15 protein-coding genes are annotated in these 17,613 nt (G+C 54.4%); 9 read left to right on the top strand and 6 right to left on the bottom strand.

What is annotated here, in order from left to right; translation table 11 throughout:
* Positions 1–119: 119 nt before the first annotated feature.
* The 3 genes from phoR to ACRRUX_RS17705 all read right to left on the bottom strand — a co-directional run bounded on the left by phoR (position 120) and on the right by ACRRUX_RS17705 (position 3,412).
* Positions 120–1,427 (bottom strand): phosphate regulon sensor histidine kinase PhoR, encoded by a 1,308-nt coding sequence (phoR, locus tag ACRRUX_RS17715; protein WP_432532800.1) that lies wholly within the window; start codon positions 1,425–1,427, stop codon positions 120–122.
* A gap of 43 nt (positions 1,428–1,470) precedes the next feature.
* Positions 1,471–2,160 (bottom strand): phosphate regulon transcriptional regulator PhoB, encoded by a 690-nt coding sequence (gene phoB, locus ACRRUX_RS17710; protein WP_432532798.1) that lies wholly within the window; start codon positions 2,158–2,160, stop codon positions 1,471–1,473.
* A 286-nt stretch (positions 2,161–2,446) separates the two neighbouring features.
* Positions 2,447–3,412, bottom strand: a complete 966-nt coding sequence (locus tag ACRRUX_RS17705) for a porin (RefSeq protein ID WP_432532796.1) — start codon at positions 3,410–3,412, stop codon at positions 2,447–2,449.
* A 372-nt stretch (positions 3,413–3,784) separates the two neighbouring features.
* Here ACRRUX_RS17705 and rdgC point away from each other — a divergent pair, with 372 nt between their 5' ends.
* Positions 3,785–4,696, top strand: coding sequence for a recombination-associated protein RdgC (rdgC, locus tag ACRRUX_RS17700; RefSeq protein WP_432532794.1), 912 nt, complete (start codon positions 3,785–3,787; stop codon positions 4,694–4,696).
* A 48-nt stretch (positions 4,697–4,744) separates the two neighbouring features.
* Here rdgC and ACRRUX_RS17695 read toward each other — a convergent pair whose 3' ends face one another.
* The 3 genes from ACRRUX_RS17695 to ACRRUX_RS17685 all read right to left on the bottom strand — a co-directional run bounded on the left by ACRRUX_RS17695 (position 4,745) and on the right by ACRRUX_RS17685 (position 7,807).
* A complete protein-coding gene (locus tag ACRRUX_RS17695) occupies positions 4,745–5,365 on the bottom strand; it encodes a hypothetical protein (protein ID WP_432532792.1) in 621 nt (206 codons plus the stop codon).
* Complete coding sequence (locus ACRRUX_RS17690) at positions 5,352–5,903, bottom strand: sigma-70 family RNA polymerase sigma factor (RefSeq protein WP_432532905.1); 552 nt, start codon at positions 5,901–5,903, stop codon at positions 5,352–5,354. Before ACRRUX_RS17690 ends, ACRRUX_RS17695 begins: the two co-directional genes overlap by 14 nt.
* An 86-nt stretch (positions 5,904–5,989) precedes the next feature.
* Complete coding sequence (locus ACRRUX_RS17685) at positions 5,990–7,807, bottom strand: vWA domain-containing protein (protein ID WP_432532790.1); 1,818 nt, start codon at positions 7,805–7,807, stop codon at positions 5,990–5,992.
* Positions 7,808–8,104: 297 nt separating this feature from the next.
* On the opposite strand from ACRRUX_RS17685, the gene dauA reads away from it, so the two are divergent.
* From dauA to hydF, 8 genes are all read left to right on the top strand, one after another.
* Positions 8,105–9,841, top strand: a complete 1,737-nt coding sequence (gene dauA / locus ACRRUX_RS17680) for a C4-dicarboxylic acid transporter DauA (protein ID WP_432532788.1) — start codon at positions 8,105–8,107, stop codon at positions 9,839–9,841.
* Positions 9,842–10,750: 909 nt separating this feature from the next.
* Positions 10,751–11,983 (top strand): iron hydrogenase large subunit HydA, encoded by a 1,233-nt coding sequence (gene hydA / locus ACRRUX_RS17675; protein ID WP_432532786.1) that lies wholly within the window; start codon positions 10,751–10,753, stop codon positions 11,981–11,983.
* Positions 11,984–11,995: 12 nt separating this feature from the next.
* Positions 11,996–12,313 carry an iron hydrogenase small subunit HydB gene (hydB, locus tag ACRRUX_RS17670; RefSeq protein WP_432532784.1) on the top strand — a complete coding sequence of 106 codons (318 nt, stop codon included), beginning with the start codon at positions 11,996–11,998 and terminating at the stop codon, positions 12,311–12,313.
* Between the two features lie 32 nt (positions 12,314–12,345).
* The gene (locus ACRRUX_RS17665) at positions 12,346–13,011 is read left to right on the top strand and encodes a cytochrome b/b6 domain-containing protein (RefSeq protein ID WP_432532782.1); all 666 of its coding nucleotides are present in this window, start codon (positions 12,346–12,348) and stop codon (positions 13,009–13,011) included.
* Between the two features lie 110 nt (positions 13,012–13,121).
* Positions 13,122–14,558 carry a [FeFe] hydrogenase H-cluster radical SAM maturase HydG gene (gene hydG, locus ACRRUX_RS17660; RefSeq protein ID WP_432532780.1) on the top strand — a complete coding sequence of 479 codons (1,437 nt, stop codon included), beginning with the start codon at positions 13,122–13,124 and terminating at the stop codon, positions 14,556–14,558.
* 1 nt (position 14,559) lies between these two features.
* Positions 14,560–15,195 carry a hypothetical protein gene (locus ACRRUX_RS17655; RefSeq protein ID WP_432532778.1) on the top strand — a complete coding sequence of 212 codons (636 nt, stop codon included), beginning with the start codon at positions 14,560–14,562 and terminating at the stop codon, positions 15,193–15,195.
* A complete protein-coding gene (gene hydE / locus ACRRUX_RS17650) occupies positions 15,186–16,211 on the top strand; it encodes a [FeFe] hydrogenase H-cluster radical SAM maturase HydE (RefSeq protein ID WP_432532776.1) in 1,026 nt (341 codons plus the stop codon). The genes ACRRUX_RS17655 and hydE overlap by 10 nt, the downstream gene beginning before the upstream one ends.
* Positions 16,195–17,451: a [FeFe] hydrogenase H-cluster maturation GTPase HydF gene (gene hydF, locus ACRRUX_RS17645; protein WP_432532774.1), complete on the top strand. Its 1,257-nt coding sequence runs from the start codon at positions 16,195–16,197 to the stop codon at positions 17,449–17,451. The genes hydE and hydF overlap by 17 nt, the downstream gene beginning before the upstream one ends.
* Positions 17,452–17,613 lie beyond the last annotated feature (162 nt).

Genomic DNA, 17,613 nt, shown 5'->3' with positions numbered 1-17,613 from the left:
TTGACGAACTTGTTGTAATTGACTGTGGTCAGTATTTATTTACTGTGTGACGCCGCAATGACTCTTTTATGACAGAAAGATTGCAGCGAATGCCAATGTTCAGATTGATGGATAAGGCGTTATACGGTCTGACGCGCTCTGGGCAAAAGATGTGATGGGATCACAAAGCTGAACGTACTGCCTCGATTGGGCTCACTGCTCACCTGCAGCTCGCTGTGATGGTGGCCAAGGGCATGTTTGACGATTGCCAGCCCCAACCCACTGCCGCCGGTTTGCCTGGAGCGGGCACTGTCGACCCGGTAGAAGCGTTCGGTCAGCCTGCTGATATGCTGTGGTGCAATGCCAATCCCCGAGTCCCTGACGCTGAAACGGGCACCGCCGGCCACCATCTCCCAGCGAACACTGATATTGCCACCGGGCTCGGTGTAAAGGATAGCATTGGCAATCAGATTGGAGCAGGCGCTACGCAGCTGCAATTCACAGCCATGGGTATTGAGCCCCGGCTGACAGTAAAATTCCAGTTGATACTGCCCCTGAGACAATGCCTGCGCCTCGTCTTTGAGAATATCCATCATCTGTTGCATGTTGACTGTCTGCTCGAGATCTATGTCCACCGCATCCTCAATCCGTGACAGTACCAGCAACTGCTCCACCATGGACTGCATACGCCGGGTCTGCTGCTGCATCATCTCCAGCGGCCGGCTCTGCATCGAGTCAGGCTCTGCCATGGCTTCCATCATTTCCAGATAGCCCTGTAATACCGTCAGGGGGGTTTTCAGTTCATGGGATACGTTGGCCACAAAGTCACGGCGCATGCCTTCAAGCTGGCGGATACGGGTAATATCCCGGGCGATCAGCAGCAGCTGACGGTCGCCGTAGGACATCAGGCGAACCTCAAGGGTACGGCGCTCAGTGACCGGCGATGCCAGTTCCAGTGGCGCTCTGAACTCACCTTTATGCAGGTAAGCGATAAAATCAGGATGGCGGATAAGATTATCCAGCCGCTGGCCGGAGTCCTGGGGCCAGACCAGACCCAGCATCAATTGCGCCAGCTTGTTGCACCAAACAATATTGTGTTCGGAATCCAGTACCACAGCGGCATCCGGCAACGCCTCGGCACCTTGTCGAAAACGTCCAAGCAAACCAATTAGCTGATTGACTTTACGGCGGTTTTTACCCTGCAATCGATAAATGCCGTTAAATACACCTTCCCAACTGCCACTGCCATGGGGAGGTGTCAGCCGGCGATCATGCCACAGCCAGTGGGTAAGCCGCTGCAGCTGACGATAGTGCCAGGCCAGCAGCAATATCGCCGCCACCAGCAACACCAGTACCACTTCATCCAGCAACAGTCCGGTGACCAATGCCAGCACGGCGTACAACGCCAAACGGGTAAACAGCCTGTAACCGGAATAAGCATTAAACATGTATAAAGTCACTCCGGGACTGCCAGCCCCTGCTATCGCCAGACTAAATCCGCGTTGAAAAACGATAACCCGCGCCGCGTACTGTCTGGATCAACTTGTCATGGCCCGAGGTTTCAACTGCTTTGCGCAGGCGCCGAATATGCACATCCACAGTGCGGTCTTCCACATACACATTGGTGCCCCACACATTGTCCAGCAGTTGTTCACGGCTGTATACCCGCTCGGGATGGGTCATGAAGAAGTGCAACAACCGAAATTCGGTGGGTCCCATATCCAGTACGGTTTCCCCCACAGTGACCCGGTGGCTGACCGGATCCAGAGTCAACCCCTGCACATCTATGGTCTCTTCCAGACGGGTCGGCGCGGCGCGGCGCAGCACCGCCTTAATACGGGCCACCAGCTCCTTGGGTGAAAACGGCTTGGTAATATAATCATCCGCGCCCACTTCCAGTCCTTTGACCTTATCTTCCTCTTCACCCCGGGCAGTCAACATGATGATGGGGATCTGTCTGGAATACTCATCCTGCTTCAGTTTCTTCGCCAGCTGAATACCGCTGCCACCGGGGAACATCCAGTCCAGCAGAACCAGATCCGGATAAGGTTCGGTCATCAGGGCAATGGCGGAATCAAAGTCTTCGGCAGCACAGGTACTGAAACCATGCTGCTCCAGCACAAAAGTCAGCATCTCGCGAATGGCCAACTCATCTTCAACAATCAGTATCCTAGCAGTCATAATCAGCTTATCTGTCAGTGAACCAAATTTTGTATGACGCCATTATTGGTCAGTTTTATTACAAAATTATGATACATCGGCGGTATCAAAGGAATCACGTGGAATATTAATAGAATAACGCTTTCCGCCCTACAACTTTATGCCAACATCTGGGCAGACTGAAACGGCAGATACTGCCACGATTGCGAGTTACCTGGTTCTTTTTCAATGAGTTATCAGATTTCCCGGCACGCCTAAAGCAAAAGGCGCCCGCAGGCGCCTTGAGTCAGCTACTGTAATACTCACATCAGAAAGAGTGAGAAATACCGATGCCGATATAGTTGTCATCTTTTGGTTTGGCGTCATACTCGCGCTGAGTGTAGAAAGCCAGCAGCTTGGTTGGCTTGGCCAGCTTGTAGTCAGCGCCCACAGACCATGAGCTGCCCAGATCTTCCATGTCCTGATACTGACCATTCAGGGTCACAGCATCAATCTCATAAGCCAGACTGAACAGGTAACCGGACTTGGAATCACCGTTTTCACTCTTTTCCTGCTGCTGATACATACCACCAATCTTCAGACCGGCGATTTTACCCTGAGCAGTGGCACGCAGAATATCATAGCCTTTGACTTCAGAGTCATAGGCAACGGCGAAATACACTGGTGTGCTCTTCAGGCTGGCGTCACCATACATACCGGCAACGCTGAAACCATCGGTTTCTTTCAGAATGGTTTCACCTGCGCCATTTACATAGGTGTAATCCTGATCAGCATCCGCTTCAGCCACATAGGTCACACCAAATCTAAAGTTGCTGAATTCGGGAGTCATGTAAGTTGCTGTTTGGGACATTCTGTTTTCACCTTTGAACAGGTTCTTCAGGTCACCACTCAGGTCGTTGAACAGGTCTACTTTACCCTGAGACTTTTTTAACAGAGTGTCACTACGACCCAGTGACACGGCACCGAAGCTGCCTTTCAGACCCACGTATTGATCACGGGCTTCGAAGTTATTTTTGGTGTCAGCCCCGGTATCCACTTCATACTCAATGGTATAAAACGCTTCCAGGTTGTTGCCCAAATCAAACGCACCCTTCACGCCCAGACGGGATGCATTGCTTTGGATTTCAGTTTTGGAGTCGCCCTGAACGTCATTGGATTGCGCTGTGATATTCAATTTGCCATACACAGTCACGGCATCCTCAGCCTGTACACCGGAAACCAGAGTCACGGCAATGGCAGAAGCGAGCAGAGATTTAGTCAAGGTGTTCATCATTTCATCCTTTAAGTAATGGGTCTTTTGTTAACCCGTATCATTTTTTCAGCGAGGCAAGTTTCCACCCTAAATGTTGCAGTTTTATTTCATTTCACTAAATAAATGTGCGCTTTTGAAAAATTTGCAAGTTGCCGGGATTTTTCAAACAAAACGCTACAAACAACAGTCTGAACTGAATAAAGCTGTCATCAAATTGTCATTAAGCACTAATTTATGAATGCTGCACCGAACAAAAAACACTCTCTCAAACCCGAAACTCAGTTACCAAAATGTTATCAATAAACCCCTGATTTTATCCCTCCGGCTTGCTTTACCCGGCCGCGGCGATGACATACACTGCCCTCCTTTTCAATTTGAACTGGGGTCCGCCCGATGTGGTTTAAAAATCTCACTCTCTATCGTTTCAATAAGCCTTTCTCCGTTGACACCGAAAGCCTGGAAAAAGCACTGACCGACTTTCGTTTTACGCCTTGCAGCAGCCAGGATGTCAGCAAATTTGGCTTTTCCAATGCCATGGGGAAACAGGGAGATACTCTGGTTCACACCGCCAACAACCGGCATTTGATTGCGGCGACCAAGGAAGAGAAGATTCTCCCGTCTGTCGTGGTGAAAGAAGCACTGGAAGAGAAGGTCAGCCAGCTTGAGAGCGAAGAAAACCGCAAGCTGACCAAGAAAGAAAAAGATGCATTAAAAGACGAAATCACCACCACGCTGCTGCCACGGGCGTTCTCCCGCCGCTCGCACATTCAGGCGCTGATCCTGCCTGAGCAGCAACTGGTACTGGTCGACAGTTCCAGCGCCACCAAGGCAGAAGAGCTGCTGGCTCTGCTGCGTAAAGCGCTGGGCAGTCTGCCGGTTATCCCTGTGTCATTCGCCACCCCACTGGAGCAGCAAATGACTGACTGGCTCAAGGCCGGCAACGCGCCTGAACCTTTTACCATTCAGGATGAAGCCGAGCTCAAAGCGATCGCCGATGAAGGCGGTATCGTGCGCTTCAAGCAACAGGATTTAAGTGAAAATGAAGTGCTGGCGCACCTGGAAACCGGCAAGCAGGTTCATAAACTGGCACTGCATTTCGGTCAGTCCGTGGCCTTCCTGCTGGGTTCTGATGTCAGCCTCAAGCGTCTGAAATTCTCAGAAGAGTTCCGTGCCGGCAATGACGAGCTGGGCAACGAAGATCCGATGGCCAGACTGGATGCAGATTTCGCCATGATGAGCAGCGAGCTGGTCGCTCTGCTGGAGTCGACCATCAACGCGCTGGGTGGACTGGAAAGCGCCGAGTAATCAGCGTCATCCACTCATAAAAAATCCCGGTCAATCCGGGATTTTTTATTATTGGGTGCCAGCAACACCAAGGTGGCGGCCCAACTGCAGAAACCTGCTTTTCTCCGGATTGTCGTCGGCAAGAGCCATAAACTTATCAGCAGTCGATTGGTACAGCGCCAATGCCTTATCCCGCTCCCCCTGAGCCAGATAGGCTTCTATTCGCCTGAGTGTATCTGCCCGCTCTGTCAGCCCCACTTCATCCGCAGCCATTGGTTGCATGCGCTTCGCCGCCATTGAATCGGCCTGCTTTGCCGGAGCGGCCACCTCGATGGTCGCCATACCTGGTGGCGGGGATAAACTGACTTCAATCGCCTGCTCTGAACCAACACTGCGCATCATCACCGGCTCAGGAGCGCTCATCCCGGGTACCGGTGATGATGGGCCCTTGAGTTCAGGCCAATAAAGACTCAGCCCGGTAATAATCAGTACCGATGCCGCGCTGGACCATACCCAGGGTGACAGTCCATGTTTGGACGGTTTCTGAACCGGCACCTGCTGACTCATATGCTGCCGCGACAGCGCCAGGATCTCGGCATCCAGGGCCGGCGGCGGCAACTCTTTAGCCCGGTGCAAATACAACCGACGGATTTCCTGTGTCTGGGTATCAGTTAACTCATGCTCTGCCACTGTATGCCTCCCACTTGCCCGCGACACAATCTTTTAAACTCTGATAGGCGTAACGGATGCGGCTTTTGCCCGCTTCATGGCTAATTCCTACGATATCCGCCACCACTCTTGCCGGAAATCCGGTTTCGCAATTCAGCAGGAAAGCCTCCTTTTGCACCTGCGGCAGCAGCGCCACACACTCCCGCAGCAGCCGGGATTTCTGCTGCTCTTCCAGTGACACACCGGGATCTGCGCTCAGATCTTCAAATTCAGGTTCCGCGTCAGCCGATTGCATATCACTGAACCTATCTACCGGCTTAACTGCGCGCACATGATCAACCAGCAAATTGTGAGCGATACGATACAGCCAGGTCGTGAACTTTGCCGTCGCTTCATAGGCAGGTGCAGCCTTGATGACCCGGCTCCAGGTTTCCTGGAACAGATCCTCCGCCAGTTGCCTGTCACCTATCTGCCTAACAAAGTAACGGTACAACGCCCCCCGGTGTTTGCGATACAGATACTCGAATGCCATCGCATCACCGGCGGCATAATCCAGCATATGTTGTTCATCCCCATTGCCCTCGGGGGCAATATCTGCCAGTGCTAAGGTCAATTGATTTCCCCTGCAAATTCGTTGTGTTGCTGTCAGTCTGACGACAATTCCCGGCGCTCCAGCTCATCCAGACCCGCCGCAGCCCGGGCCAGTTCAACAAACTCACGCCTGTATCCCCAAGTATCCTGCCCAAGCGCCGAATTTGCCAGCGCAATCATCTGATCATAACCGGCGTCCTGGATAAACCGGCCATCATTGAGCAACTGACCGACTCCGGCTACTGCCGCGGCAAATCGCATGTCATCACTGGCAAGGGACAATGCGCCAAGCGCTGAATCCAGCGGCACGATATGAGTCAGCAAACGGCTGGTATGCGCCTGTACCTCCTGGTATCTGAGTTTGACCAACGCCAGCTCATCCGGCCGGTTTTGCCGGTTGATTTCGACAGCCGGTGCATATCTGCCAGGATCCAGCAGCCGCTTGCCTCCTTCCAGCACCAGCTCATACAGGGCTGTCACCCGATGGCCGACGCCCACCTCACCACCATCCACCCGATCATTATTAAAATCCGACTCAGCCAGCTGGCGGTTTTCATACCCAATCAGCCGATACTCTGTCACCACCGCAGGATTAAACTCCACCTGCAGTTTCAGCTCTTTTCCCGCCACCGCCAGCGTTTGCGTCAGTTGCTGACCAAGCACTTTGCGCCCCTCGGTAAAGCTGTCGATATAGGCATAGTGTCCGTTCCCTTTGTCGGCCAGCTGCTCCAGCAGATGGTCATTGAGATCCCCCTGACCAAATCCCAGCACGCTCAGAAACACGCCCTGCTGACGGGCCCGGGAAATCAGCGCGATCAGCGCATCATGATCTGTCACCCCCAGATTGAAATCCCCGTCGGTCGCCAGTATCACCCGGTTGATGCCATTGCTGATAAAGTGGGTTTTTGCCAGTTGATAAGCATCAATAATGCCGGCGCTGCCTTGGGTCCCCCCACCCGCCCCCAATCCGGCCACCGCCGCATCCAGACGGAGGGAGTTTCCCGGCTCGCCACTGAGAAGCACACTGCTGGCACCGGCATAAGTGACCAGTGACACTCTATCCTGCGGGCGCAGGCTTGCCGCCAACATTCGCAAGGATTGCTTGAGCAGCGGCAATTTGTCGGCCGATGCCATAGAGCCAGACACATCCACCAGAAACACCAGATTGGCGGGAGGCAAAGGCTCGTCCTTCTGTTGCAGGGCAGCAAGCTGCAGCTTTAACAACATTTTGCCCTGATTGTAGGGCGAGGGAGCCAGCTCAGAGCTGAGGCTGAAGCGCCCATCACTGCTGGCACGCCCACTCAGCTCATAGTCAAAATAGTTCACCAGCTCTTCAACCCTGACCGTGCCACCGGGCAACCTTTGCCCATGTTGCAAAAAGCGGCGCAGCAGCGAATAACCGGCGGTGTCCACGTCAATCGCCAAGGTCGAGACCGGCCGGGTTGCGGTGGCAATCACGTCATTGACAGTCTGGCGCTGCAACCTGTCCCCCGCTGACAGCTCTGCGCGCCTGCTGAATTGCACCTGCGGCAACGCCCCGGTATCAGCAACCATCTTCGCCTCGCGAATTTGAATCGCTTGCCGCGATGCTGTCATCACGCCGGACGCTGCCTGTATCTGCGCGACTTGAGGGGTATTTTCCGCTGTCGGCGGAGTACTTTTTACCGCCCTCTGAACATCAGAGGAGTCGCGGTTTTCAGTCGCTGGTGCCGGTGATTTACTGCATCCCGTCATGCCCCACAAAATCGTTAACAGTAACACCATCGCGGTGCCGGACATTGCTGTTACCTTCACCGCCCGCGTTAAACCCGGGCCCGGTGCTGCGCATATCCGCCCGGTGTTGCCGGTGATTAATCTGCCTGAGTCGCTCATAGTGTCATCTCCTTCATTTGCCTGAAGACTGTTAACGATGCTCGGGCCGGAAAGGGTTATTTCGATATGCCGTTGAGTAAGCAACTGACAAATAAGCGGGAAAATCGGAAAGCGAATAAGGGAGAAACAACAGGGTGGTAAATTCTGTGTCTTTTCGCTGTGGGCGCGCAGCCACAATTCCACCTATATTGAAAGCACACTCAATTGCTTGCGTGATCAAATTCACAACATAGAATGGATGCAGTCACTAAAATAGCCGCCTCTTCACAAAACATTCATCCTTCGGAAACTCATAACGTGCCACACAGAGCTCATCTAACATCGCTCAAGCCGGGATATGCGCTGATCAAATCCTGCTTGTCGGAGCAATATACCAAGCAGCGTTTTTTCAAAGACCTGCTCGCCGGTATCACTGTAGGGATTATTGCCATTCCGCTGGCTATGGCGTTGGCAATTGCCAGCGGTGTGCCGCCTCAATATGGTCTGTACACAGCCGTCATCGGCGGCTTTATCATCGCCCTGCTGGGCGGCTCCCGTTTCAGCATTTCAGGTCCAACCGCAGCCTTTGTGGTGCTGCTGTTCCCTATTGCACAGCAGTTTGGTCTGGCGGGACTGCTGGTTGCCACCGTCATGTCTGGCATCATTCTGGTGCTGATGGCGCTGCTGCGTCTTGGTCGCCTCATCCAGTATATTCCCGAGTCCATTACCCTGGGCTTCACTGCGGGGATTGGGGTGGTGATTGCCACCCTGCAGCTGAAGGACTTCTTTGGTCTGCAGATCGCCGACATGCCTGAACATTACTGGGATAAGGTGGCAACACTGGTGCAATCGGCCCCCTCGGCACACTGGCCCAGTATACTGGTCGCCGGGGTGACGCTGGCCGTCATGTTGCTGTGGCCCAGGCTCAAACTGCCGGTACCGGCTCATCTGCCGGCAGTGATTATCGGCAGTCTGCTTGGCCTGTACCTCAATCATCACGGGTTGCAGATTGACACCATCGGCAGCCGTTTCAGCTACACCCTGGATGACGGCACCACTGGCTTTGGTATTCCACCGGTACTGCCGGAATTTGCCCTGCCCTGGATGCAGGCCGGTGCGGACGGTCAGCCACTGGGGATCAGCTGGTCCATGATCCAGGCGTTGCTGCCATCAGCCTTCGCCATCGCCATGCTGGGTGCCATTGAATCGCTGTTGTGCGCCGTGGTGCTCGATGGTATGACCAACACCCGTCACAGCGCCAACAGCGAACTGCTGGGCCAGGGTATCGGTAACATCATCGCCCCTTTCTTTGGCGGTATTCCGGCCACGGCTGCTATCGCCCGTTCAGCGGCCAACGTCAAAGCCGGAGCCACCAGCCCAATCTCTGCCATGGTACATGCCGCGGTGGTGCTGCTGGCACTGGTTGTGCTGACCAACATTCTGGCTTATGTGCCTATGTCAGCCATGGCTGCACTGCTGTTGGTGGTGGCCTGGAACATGAGTGAAGCGCCGAAAGCCGTCCACCTGCTCAAGACCGCGCCACGCAGCGACATTCTGGTGTTCCTGGTGTGTTTCAGTCTGACCGTGGTATTCGACATGGTCATCGCCATCAGTGTCGGTATGGTATTGGCCGCGCTGCTGTTTATGAAGGAAGTGGCGGAAATGACCCGGGTGCGGGATATCAGCCAAACCCCCAGATACGTCTCCCGCCCTGTGGCCGATGATGTCAAAGTCCTGCGTATTGAAGGTCCACTGTTTTTTGCGGCTGCAGAAAACGTGTTCGGTGAGATCAGTGAACTGACTCACGACTCAAATACACTGATCCTGCAAATGGATGCGGTACACCTGCTGGACGCCGGAGGACTGGCAGCACTGAGCAAACTCATCAGCCGTTGCCGTCACAGCGGAACCGCGCTGCATATTTGTGAGCTGCAATTCCAGCCACTCAAGACGCTGGCCAAAGCCAACATCCAGCCAATTGAAGGGATCCTGAAATTCCACCCGGCACTGGATGATGCTCTGCAAAGCATCGAGCCAAGCGCCAGCCCTGAGTAACTGATCTCTTGGTATACGTCAGCGCCTGCCGCAGCAGGCCTGACGCTACTATCTTATACAACTTCATTAATACCACCTTCATTAATAGCCTGATCAATTCAGAGCGGGGTTCAATGCACTTGATACTGAGCTCTGCCGTCTTGACCTAGCACCACCATGACTTCGCCACCTCGCAGGCCACAAGAATGTGGCGAATGTCTTTAACGCACGACTGTATGGATGCAGGAGGTAGCGCAGGAGCCGTTGCCCAGGAGCGGTTAATGACCTTGTCTCAAGCGCATTGAACTGCCGCTGAAACAGAACAACGATTAAATGAAATTGGTATTGGTCAGCTCAATATCTAACAGTACTAATTAATACATTCGTTAATTAATTTAATGGTGACTTGGCTGATTGATTAACCCTGTTCCCTTTCTGCTATTTCCATATTGAGAAGTCACCCCTGATAATTCCATCTTTTGCAATTCACTTTTTCAATCATTAAACAGGTATTAATTTTATTGCTTATATTGCGACATTTTGACCAGACAGATTGTCCCGTTTTCACTCTGGAAAAAGGCTGAACCAGTCAATCCCACGATAATTTATGCGACAGGTCACAGTTTACTGAAGGCCTCCGATAAATAAAAAATATAGTCTTAATTATCAACAATTTAGATATATCATTTTTTTACCTGCCTTGCTTTACCGAAATTTAGAATCGATGCAAGTCACAAAAAATTGTGAATTAATCCTAAAACTCAGATGATCAGTCGTAAATATTGACTTACCTCAATTTTGTTAATTTTCGCTTCCCCTATATTCAGCCCGCTTTATAAAGACAATCAATAAACTAGCTGTTGTCATAAACACCAAGCAATCCTGCAATTTTTTTAAAATTGGGGTTGCGGATGAGGAACGCAAAAGACTATGACTGCTACCACCTATCAACCCGGTGAAATCCAGGGGCTGATCCAAATCAATGCATCCAAGTGTAAAGGTTGTGATGCCTGTAAGAAGTTCTGCCCAACCAACGCCATTGAAGGCGCCAGCGGTGCTGCCCACTCTATCAATCAGGACAAGTGTCTGGGTTGTGCCCAGTGTCTGGTGAACTGTCCATTCAGTGCCATTGAGGAAACTCACAGCGCGCTGGAAACAGTTATCAAGAAACTGGCTGACAAAAACACCACTGTTGTTGCTATTCCTGCACCGTCTGTACGTGTAGCCATTGGTGAAGAATTTGGTCTGGGTACCGGCTCTCTGGTAACGGGCAAAATGTACGGTGCCATGAACAAGGCCGGCTTCAGAATTTTTGACTGTAACTTCGCCGCCGACCTGACCATCATGGAAGAAGGCAGTGAGTTCATTCACCGTCTGCATGCCAACGTGAAGGGCGAACCCAATGCCGGCGCACTGCCACAGTTCACTTCCTGCTGCCCGGGTTGGGTGCGTTATCTGGAAACCAACTATCCAAGCCTGCTGCCTAACCTGTCTACCGCCAAGTCTCCTCAGCAGATGGCCGGTGCAGTAGCCAAGACCTATGGCGCCAAGGTCTATGACATGCAGCCAGAGAAGATCTTCACTGTGTCTGTGATGCCATGTACTGCCAAGAAAGTGGAAGCTTCCCGTCCAGAGTTCAACTCTGCCTGGAAATACCACAAAGAGCAGGGTTCAAGCGCTGCAGAATATCAGGATATCGACGCAGTACTGACCACCCGTGAACTGGCTCAGCTGTTCCGGCTGCTGGATATCGATCTGGCCAACACCCCTGAATATCAGGGCGACAGCCTGTTCTCCGAGTACACAGGTGCAGGCACCATCTTCGGTGTGACCGGTGGGGTAATGGAAGCGGCGCTGCGTACCGCTTACAAAGTACTGACCGGCACTGAAATGGCCAAACTGGAATTTGAACCGGTTCGCGGTCTGGAAGGCGTGAAAGAAGCCTCTGTCACCCTGTTTGATACCTCTTTGAGCCAAAACGTCACCGTTAACGTGGCCGTCGTGCATGACATGGGCAACAACATTGAGCCTGTACTGCGTGACGTCATGGCCGGTACCTCCAAGTACCACTTCATCGAAGTGATGAACTGCGCCGGTGGCTGTGTCAACGGTGGCGGTCAGCCTATCGAAGGCACAGGTTCATCCTGGCTTGGCAATCTCTGATAAGGAATACCCATGAGCAAGAAAAACTATTTGTTCGCCGAAGACAGCTTCTTCCTGTCCCGTCGTAAGTTTATGGCTGTGGGCGCGGCCTTTTTGGCAGTGCTGGCACTGCCTGTAGGCTGGTTTGCCAGCAAAATTGAACGTCGTAACGAGTACATCAAAGCCCGTACCAAGGGTCTGTACAAGGATGACGCCATCGCCAAGTTGCGCGTGAGCCATGCCAACCCAGCGGTTGAAAAGTACTACAAAGAGTTTGGCGGCGAGCCTCTGGGTCATCTGTCCCACGACCTGCTGCACACCCACTTTGTTGATCGTACCAAGCTGTCTTAATGGGAGAGAATAAGATGACTCACGGACATGATATGAGACCCATTCTGAAGCACCCGCTGAATGTACGTATTTTCCACTACATTCTGCTGCTGAGCTTCCTGCCACTGGCGGCTACCGGCCTGCTGCTGTTCTTCAAACCTCTGTCTCAGGAAGGCATGCAGCTGACCTATGACATCCACATCATCGCCGGTGTGGTGATGGCGCTGGACGCCGTTGCCTTTACCCTGATGGCGTTTGACCGCGTGGTACTGTTTGTGGCCCGCGTATTCAGCTTCTCTGACCGCGATGTGAAGTGGTTCATGGTGCTGGGTGGTTACCCACAGAAGTTCCTGCTGGGCAAGAAAGTGCCTGTTCCTCCAATGAACAAGTACAACTCCGGCCAGAAGCTGTTCGGTGCCTGTGTACTGATCGGCGGTACCATCCTGATCCTGTCTGGTCTGGTACTGTGGCTGATCCCACATGCAGCGCCACGTGACGCCGTTTACTTCCTGGGTCAGGCACACCTGATCGCCGGTCTGGTGCTGACTGCATTCCTGCCGGTTCACCTGTTCCTGGCGGTATATCGCTTCGACGATTTCAAGGCCATGATGATCCACGGCAACGTGCCTTACCATGATGCCGCTGAGTACACCCCACTGTGGGTAGAAAAGGAAATCGTGCCTGTGGCTGCCAACGGCGAGCCACTGACCGAGAAGTAATATCCATGTCAGCAGGCCGGTTTCCGGCCTGCTGTGTACCAGGGAAGGTGCGAAGAAGCCTGTCAGCGGGCGTCTTCGCACCTTTCTTATCAGTGAAGAGTTTTCCAGTTATGACCTCACACCACCACGAGATTTGCATCCGCGATTATGATCCCACTGTCAGCTTTATCGACGATAAGGCCATTTGGGAAGCCATTAATTGCGCCGCCGAGCCGACTGCCGAGCAAGTGCGTGCAGTCCTGGAAAAGGCCCGCCAGTGTGAAGGACTGAGTATTCAGGATACCGCCATACTGCTGCAGACCCAGGATAACACCCTGATTGATGAGATGTTCACCGTCGCCCGGGAAATCAAGAACATCATCTACGGCAACCGCATCGTGCTGTTCGCCCCTCTATATGTGTCCAACCACTGCGCCAACAGCTGCTCTTACTGCGGCTTCAATGCCGACAACCACGAGCTCAAGCGCAAGACCCTCAAGCAGGACGAAATCCGCAAAGAAGTGGAGATCCTCGAAGAGATGGGTCACAAGCGCATCCTGGCGGTGTACGGCGAGCATCCGCGCAACAACGTGCAGGCGATTGTCGACAGCATTCAGACCATGTACAGCGTCAAACACGGCAAGAGTGGTGAAATTCGTCGTATCAACGTCAACTGTGCGCCAATGAGCACCGAAGACTTCAAAGTGCTGAAAACTGCCGCCATCGGCACCTATCAGTGCTTCCAGGAAACCTATCATCAGGACACCTATGAGCAGGTACACCTGAAAGGCAAAAAGAAAGACTACCTGTACCGCCTGTACGCCATGCACCGCGCCATGGAAGCCGGCATTGATGACGTGGGTATCGGTGCCCTGTTTGGCCTGTATGACCACAGATTTGAACTGCTGGCGATGCTGACCCATGTGCAGCAGCTGGAGAAAGACTGTGGCGTAGGCCCGCACACCATCTCCTTCCCGCGCATTGAACCGGCGCACGGTTCGCAGCTCAGTGAGAAGCCGCCGTTTGAAGTGGACGATGAGTGCTTCAAGCGCATCGTCGCCATCACCCGTCTGGCGGTGCCTTACACCGGTCTTATCATGAGTACCCGCGAAAGTGCCGAACTGCGCAAACAGCTGCTGGAGCTCGGCGTATCCCAGATCAGCGCCGGCAGCCGCACCGCACCGGGCGGTTATCAGGATAGCCAGAATGATCAGCACGATGCCGAGCAGTTCAGCCTGGGCGATCACCGTGGCATGGAAGAGATCATCTATGAACTGGTGACCCAGTCCGACTCAGTGCCCTCTTTCTGTACCGGCTGCTATCGCAAAGGCCGCACCGGTGACCACTTCATGGGTCTGGCCAAACAACAGTTTATCGGCAAGTTCTGCCAGCCCAACGCGCTTATCACCTTTAAGGAGTATCTGAACGATTACGCCTGTGAAAAGACCCGGGCTGCGGGTAACGAGCTGATTGAACGGGAGCTGGCCAAAATGAGTCCGGCCCGCGCGCGCAACGTTAAAACCTGTCTGGACAAGACAGATGCCGGTGAAAGGGATATCTATCTGTAAAATGGAAAATGTCGCACAGCAACAACCCGGTGTACGGGTATGGCCCGGCCTGCCGGGTGACAGACTGCTTGAGCTGATGACAGGTGCGCAGCAGTTGGTGCTGCATGCGGCGCTGTACAGCAACTTTGCCCATGGTCCGGTGAACAAACTGATCCGTCGCCGTCTGGCCAGCGGTGAGCTGACATCGCTGACGCTGATCAAGCTTGAAGCCAAGCCTCAGTGGCGTGATGAGTTCGCCCGGGTGCTGCGTCCGGGCATGGCCGCTGCCGACATGGATCTGCTGCTCAGGCAATCCCGCGACTGGTGCTGTGAACTCAAATGCCTGGCTCCGGCGGCAGTCAATCTGGTCTCCAGCCAGGCGCTGCCACTGCAACCCATACTGCTGCTGGGTGATACCGTGCTGGCCGGACAATATGCTCACAGCCAGGAAACAGCCGCCCACGGTCCGTGGCTGGAGCTGGACAGTACCGCGCTGGGACTGGCTCCCGGCACTCTCGGTCAATGGTTTGCACAGGGCGTGCCGGTCACCGGCGAAGGCTGGCCAAGAGCCATCGGCCGCTATGTGGAAGAGTGCCGTCAGGCTGCCCATGACATCTGGATGCTGCCGTCCCTTACAGGAGAGTGCCAATGCCGATAGGCGCCTATGTATTTACCCATGAGCAACTGCTTGAATTGCTGGCCGGCTCGGATGATGACTGGCTGTTTACCGAAGCGGCCAATATCGCCACCGGGCAGTTCAGCAGTGAGGTCTACCTGCGCGGCATAGTGGAGTTTTCCAACTACTGCCGCAACAACTGCCATTATTGCGGCCTGCGCGCAGCCAACCGCCAGGTGGAACGCTATCGCCTGACACCGGAGCAAATCCTCAAGGCGGTGGATTTGATTGCCGCCATGGGCATGGGCACAGTGGTGCTGCAGTCCGGCGATGATTTTACCTACAGGGCCGATACCATCGCCGCTATCATCCGCGAGATCAAATCCCGGCACGATATGGCCATTACCCTGTCGCTGGGCGATCGCCAGCTGGACGAGCTGACGCTGTGGCGCGAAGCCGGCGCCGACCGCTATCTGCTGAAAATGGAAACCTTCGATCGCACCCTGTTTGCCGCCTGTCGGCCGGATGCCGATTTCGATGAGCGCATGGCCCGTCTGAAACATCTGCAGCAGCTTGGTTATCAAACCGGCTCAGGGGTGATTACCGATCTGCCGGGCATGACAGATGACATTCTGGCGCGGGATCTGCTGACCCTCACCAGCATGGAGCTGGATATGCTGGCCTGCGGGCCGTTTGTCGCCCACGCCCAGACGCCGTTTGCCGACCGTCCCAACGGCGATGTGCAGCGCAGTCACAGAGTCAGTGCCCTGCTGCGGTTGATGAACCCCGATGCCAACATTCCGGCCACCAGCTCACTGGATGCACTGCGCCCCGGCGCCCGGATTGAAGCGCTGGGCCGCGGCTGCAACGTGGTTATGCCCTCGTTCACGCCGCAGGAAGTATACGCCAGCTATAACATCTACCCCGGCAAGAATGCCGCCGCGGGGGGCATTCAGGACCGACTCGCCACACTTTCACAACAGCTTTTCCATCAAGGTCTTGTGCCCTCACAGGCCCGAGGTGATGCCAGGAGAAATCCTTATGTGTCAAGGAATTAACCCTCAGGAAACGGGTGCTTCGGCAGCGATGCCCGGCGCTGCTGTTGCCAGAGGCATGCGTTATCAAATCGCGCTGGTTGGCCGCCGCAACGCAGGTAAGTCCTCGCTGCTCAATATGCTCACCGGCCAGCAAATCTCCATCGTGTCCGATACCAAGGGCACCACCACCGACGCAGTCGCCAAGCCCTATGAACTGTTGCCGCTGGGCCCGGTGACTTTCTACGATACCGCTGGTATCGACGATGAAGGCGAGCTGGGTGCACTGCGCATCGCTGCCACCCGTAAAGTGCTGTACCGCGCCGACATGGCGCTGCTGGTGATCGACGAGCAGGGGCTGAGTGCCTGCGAAATGGCGCTGCTGGATGAAATGCAAAGCATGAACCTGCCAACCCTGGTGGTGTTCAACAAGGCGGATATCTGCGCGCCCAAGGCTGAAGATGTCGCCTTCTGCCGGGCACGGGAACTGGCATTTTTTACCGTTTCTTCCAAAACCGGCCTGGGCGGTAAAGAGCTCAAGCGACTGATGGTGGAACTGGCCCCGGCCGAGCTCAAAGCCGAACCTGTGCTGGCCGGCGATCTGTATCAGGCAGGCGATGCCATTATCTGCGTCACCCCAATTGACGCCGCCGCCCCCAAAGGCCGCCTCATCCTGCCGCAGGTGCAGGTGCTGCGCGAGGCGCTCGATTGCAATGCCATGGCCATGGTGGTCAAGGAGACTGAATTGGCCGCAGCGCTGGATAAATTCGCCAGCCCACCGGCGCTGGTGATCTCCGATGCCCAGGCCATCAAGCAAGTGGCGCAAATTGTGCCCGATTCGATTCCACTGACCACCTTCTCCACCCTGTTCGCCCGCTTCAAAGGGGACATTGGACCTCTGGTGCGCGGCGCAGAGCAGCTGGATAAGCTCAATGACGGTGACCGCATTCTGATCGCCGAAGGCTGCAGCCACAATGTGCAGGAAGATGATATCGGCCGGGTGAAACTGCCAAACTGGATTAAGCAGGTTTCCGGTAAACAGCTGACCTTTGATGTGGTATCAGGCCACGACTTCCCCGATGATTTGGAAAAGTATGCCATGGTTATCCACTGCGGCGCCTGCATGCTCAATCGCACCGAGATGATCCGCCGTATCCGCGAGTGTGAACGCCGCGGTGTGGCGATCACCAATTATGGGGTGGCGATTTCCAAGTTACAGGGAGTGATGGATAGAGTGGTGATGCCACTGAGGCATCTTTTGTAAGCCCTTAGCAGGGCTTGCCTGCCGGTAAAGATAGCCAAGCTGGCGCATGGCTGGGTTGCCTAAAGCCCCTGTGGGGCTTACCGCTAACGTGGGGAGTTATCATGGGATTCGGCCGCCACTGTGCCTTCGGCTGGGAGTAGCCAAGCTTCGCTTGGCAGAACG

The sequence above is a fragment of the Shewanella sp. GXUN23E genome, assembly GCF_050865035.1.
Taxonomy (GTDB): domain Bacteria; phylum Pseudomonadota; class Gammaproteobacteria; order Enterobacterales; family Shewanellaceae; genus Shewanella.
The sequence above is the reverse complement of the archived record's forward strand: the minus strand, read 5'-3'. Positions and strand labels throughout refer to the sequence as shown.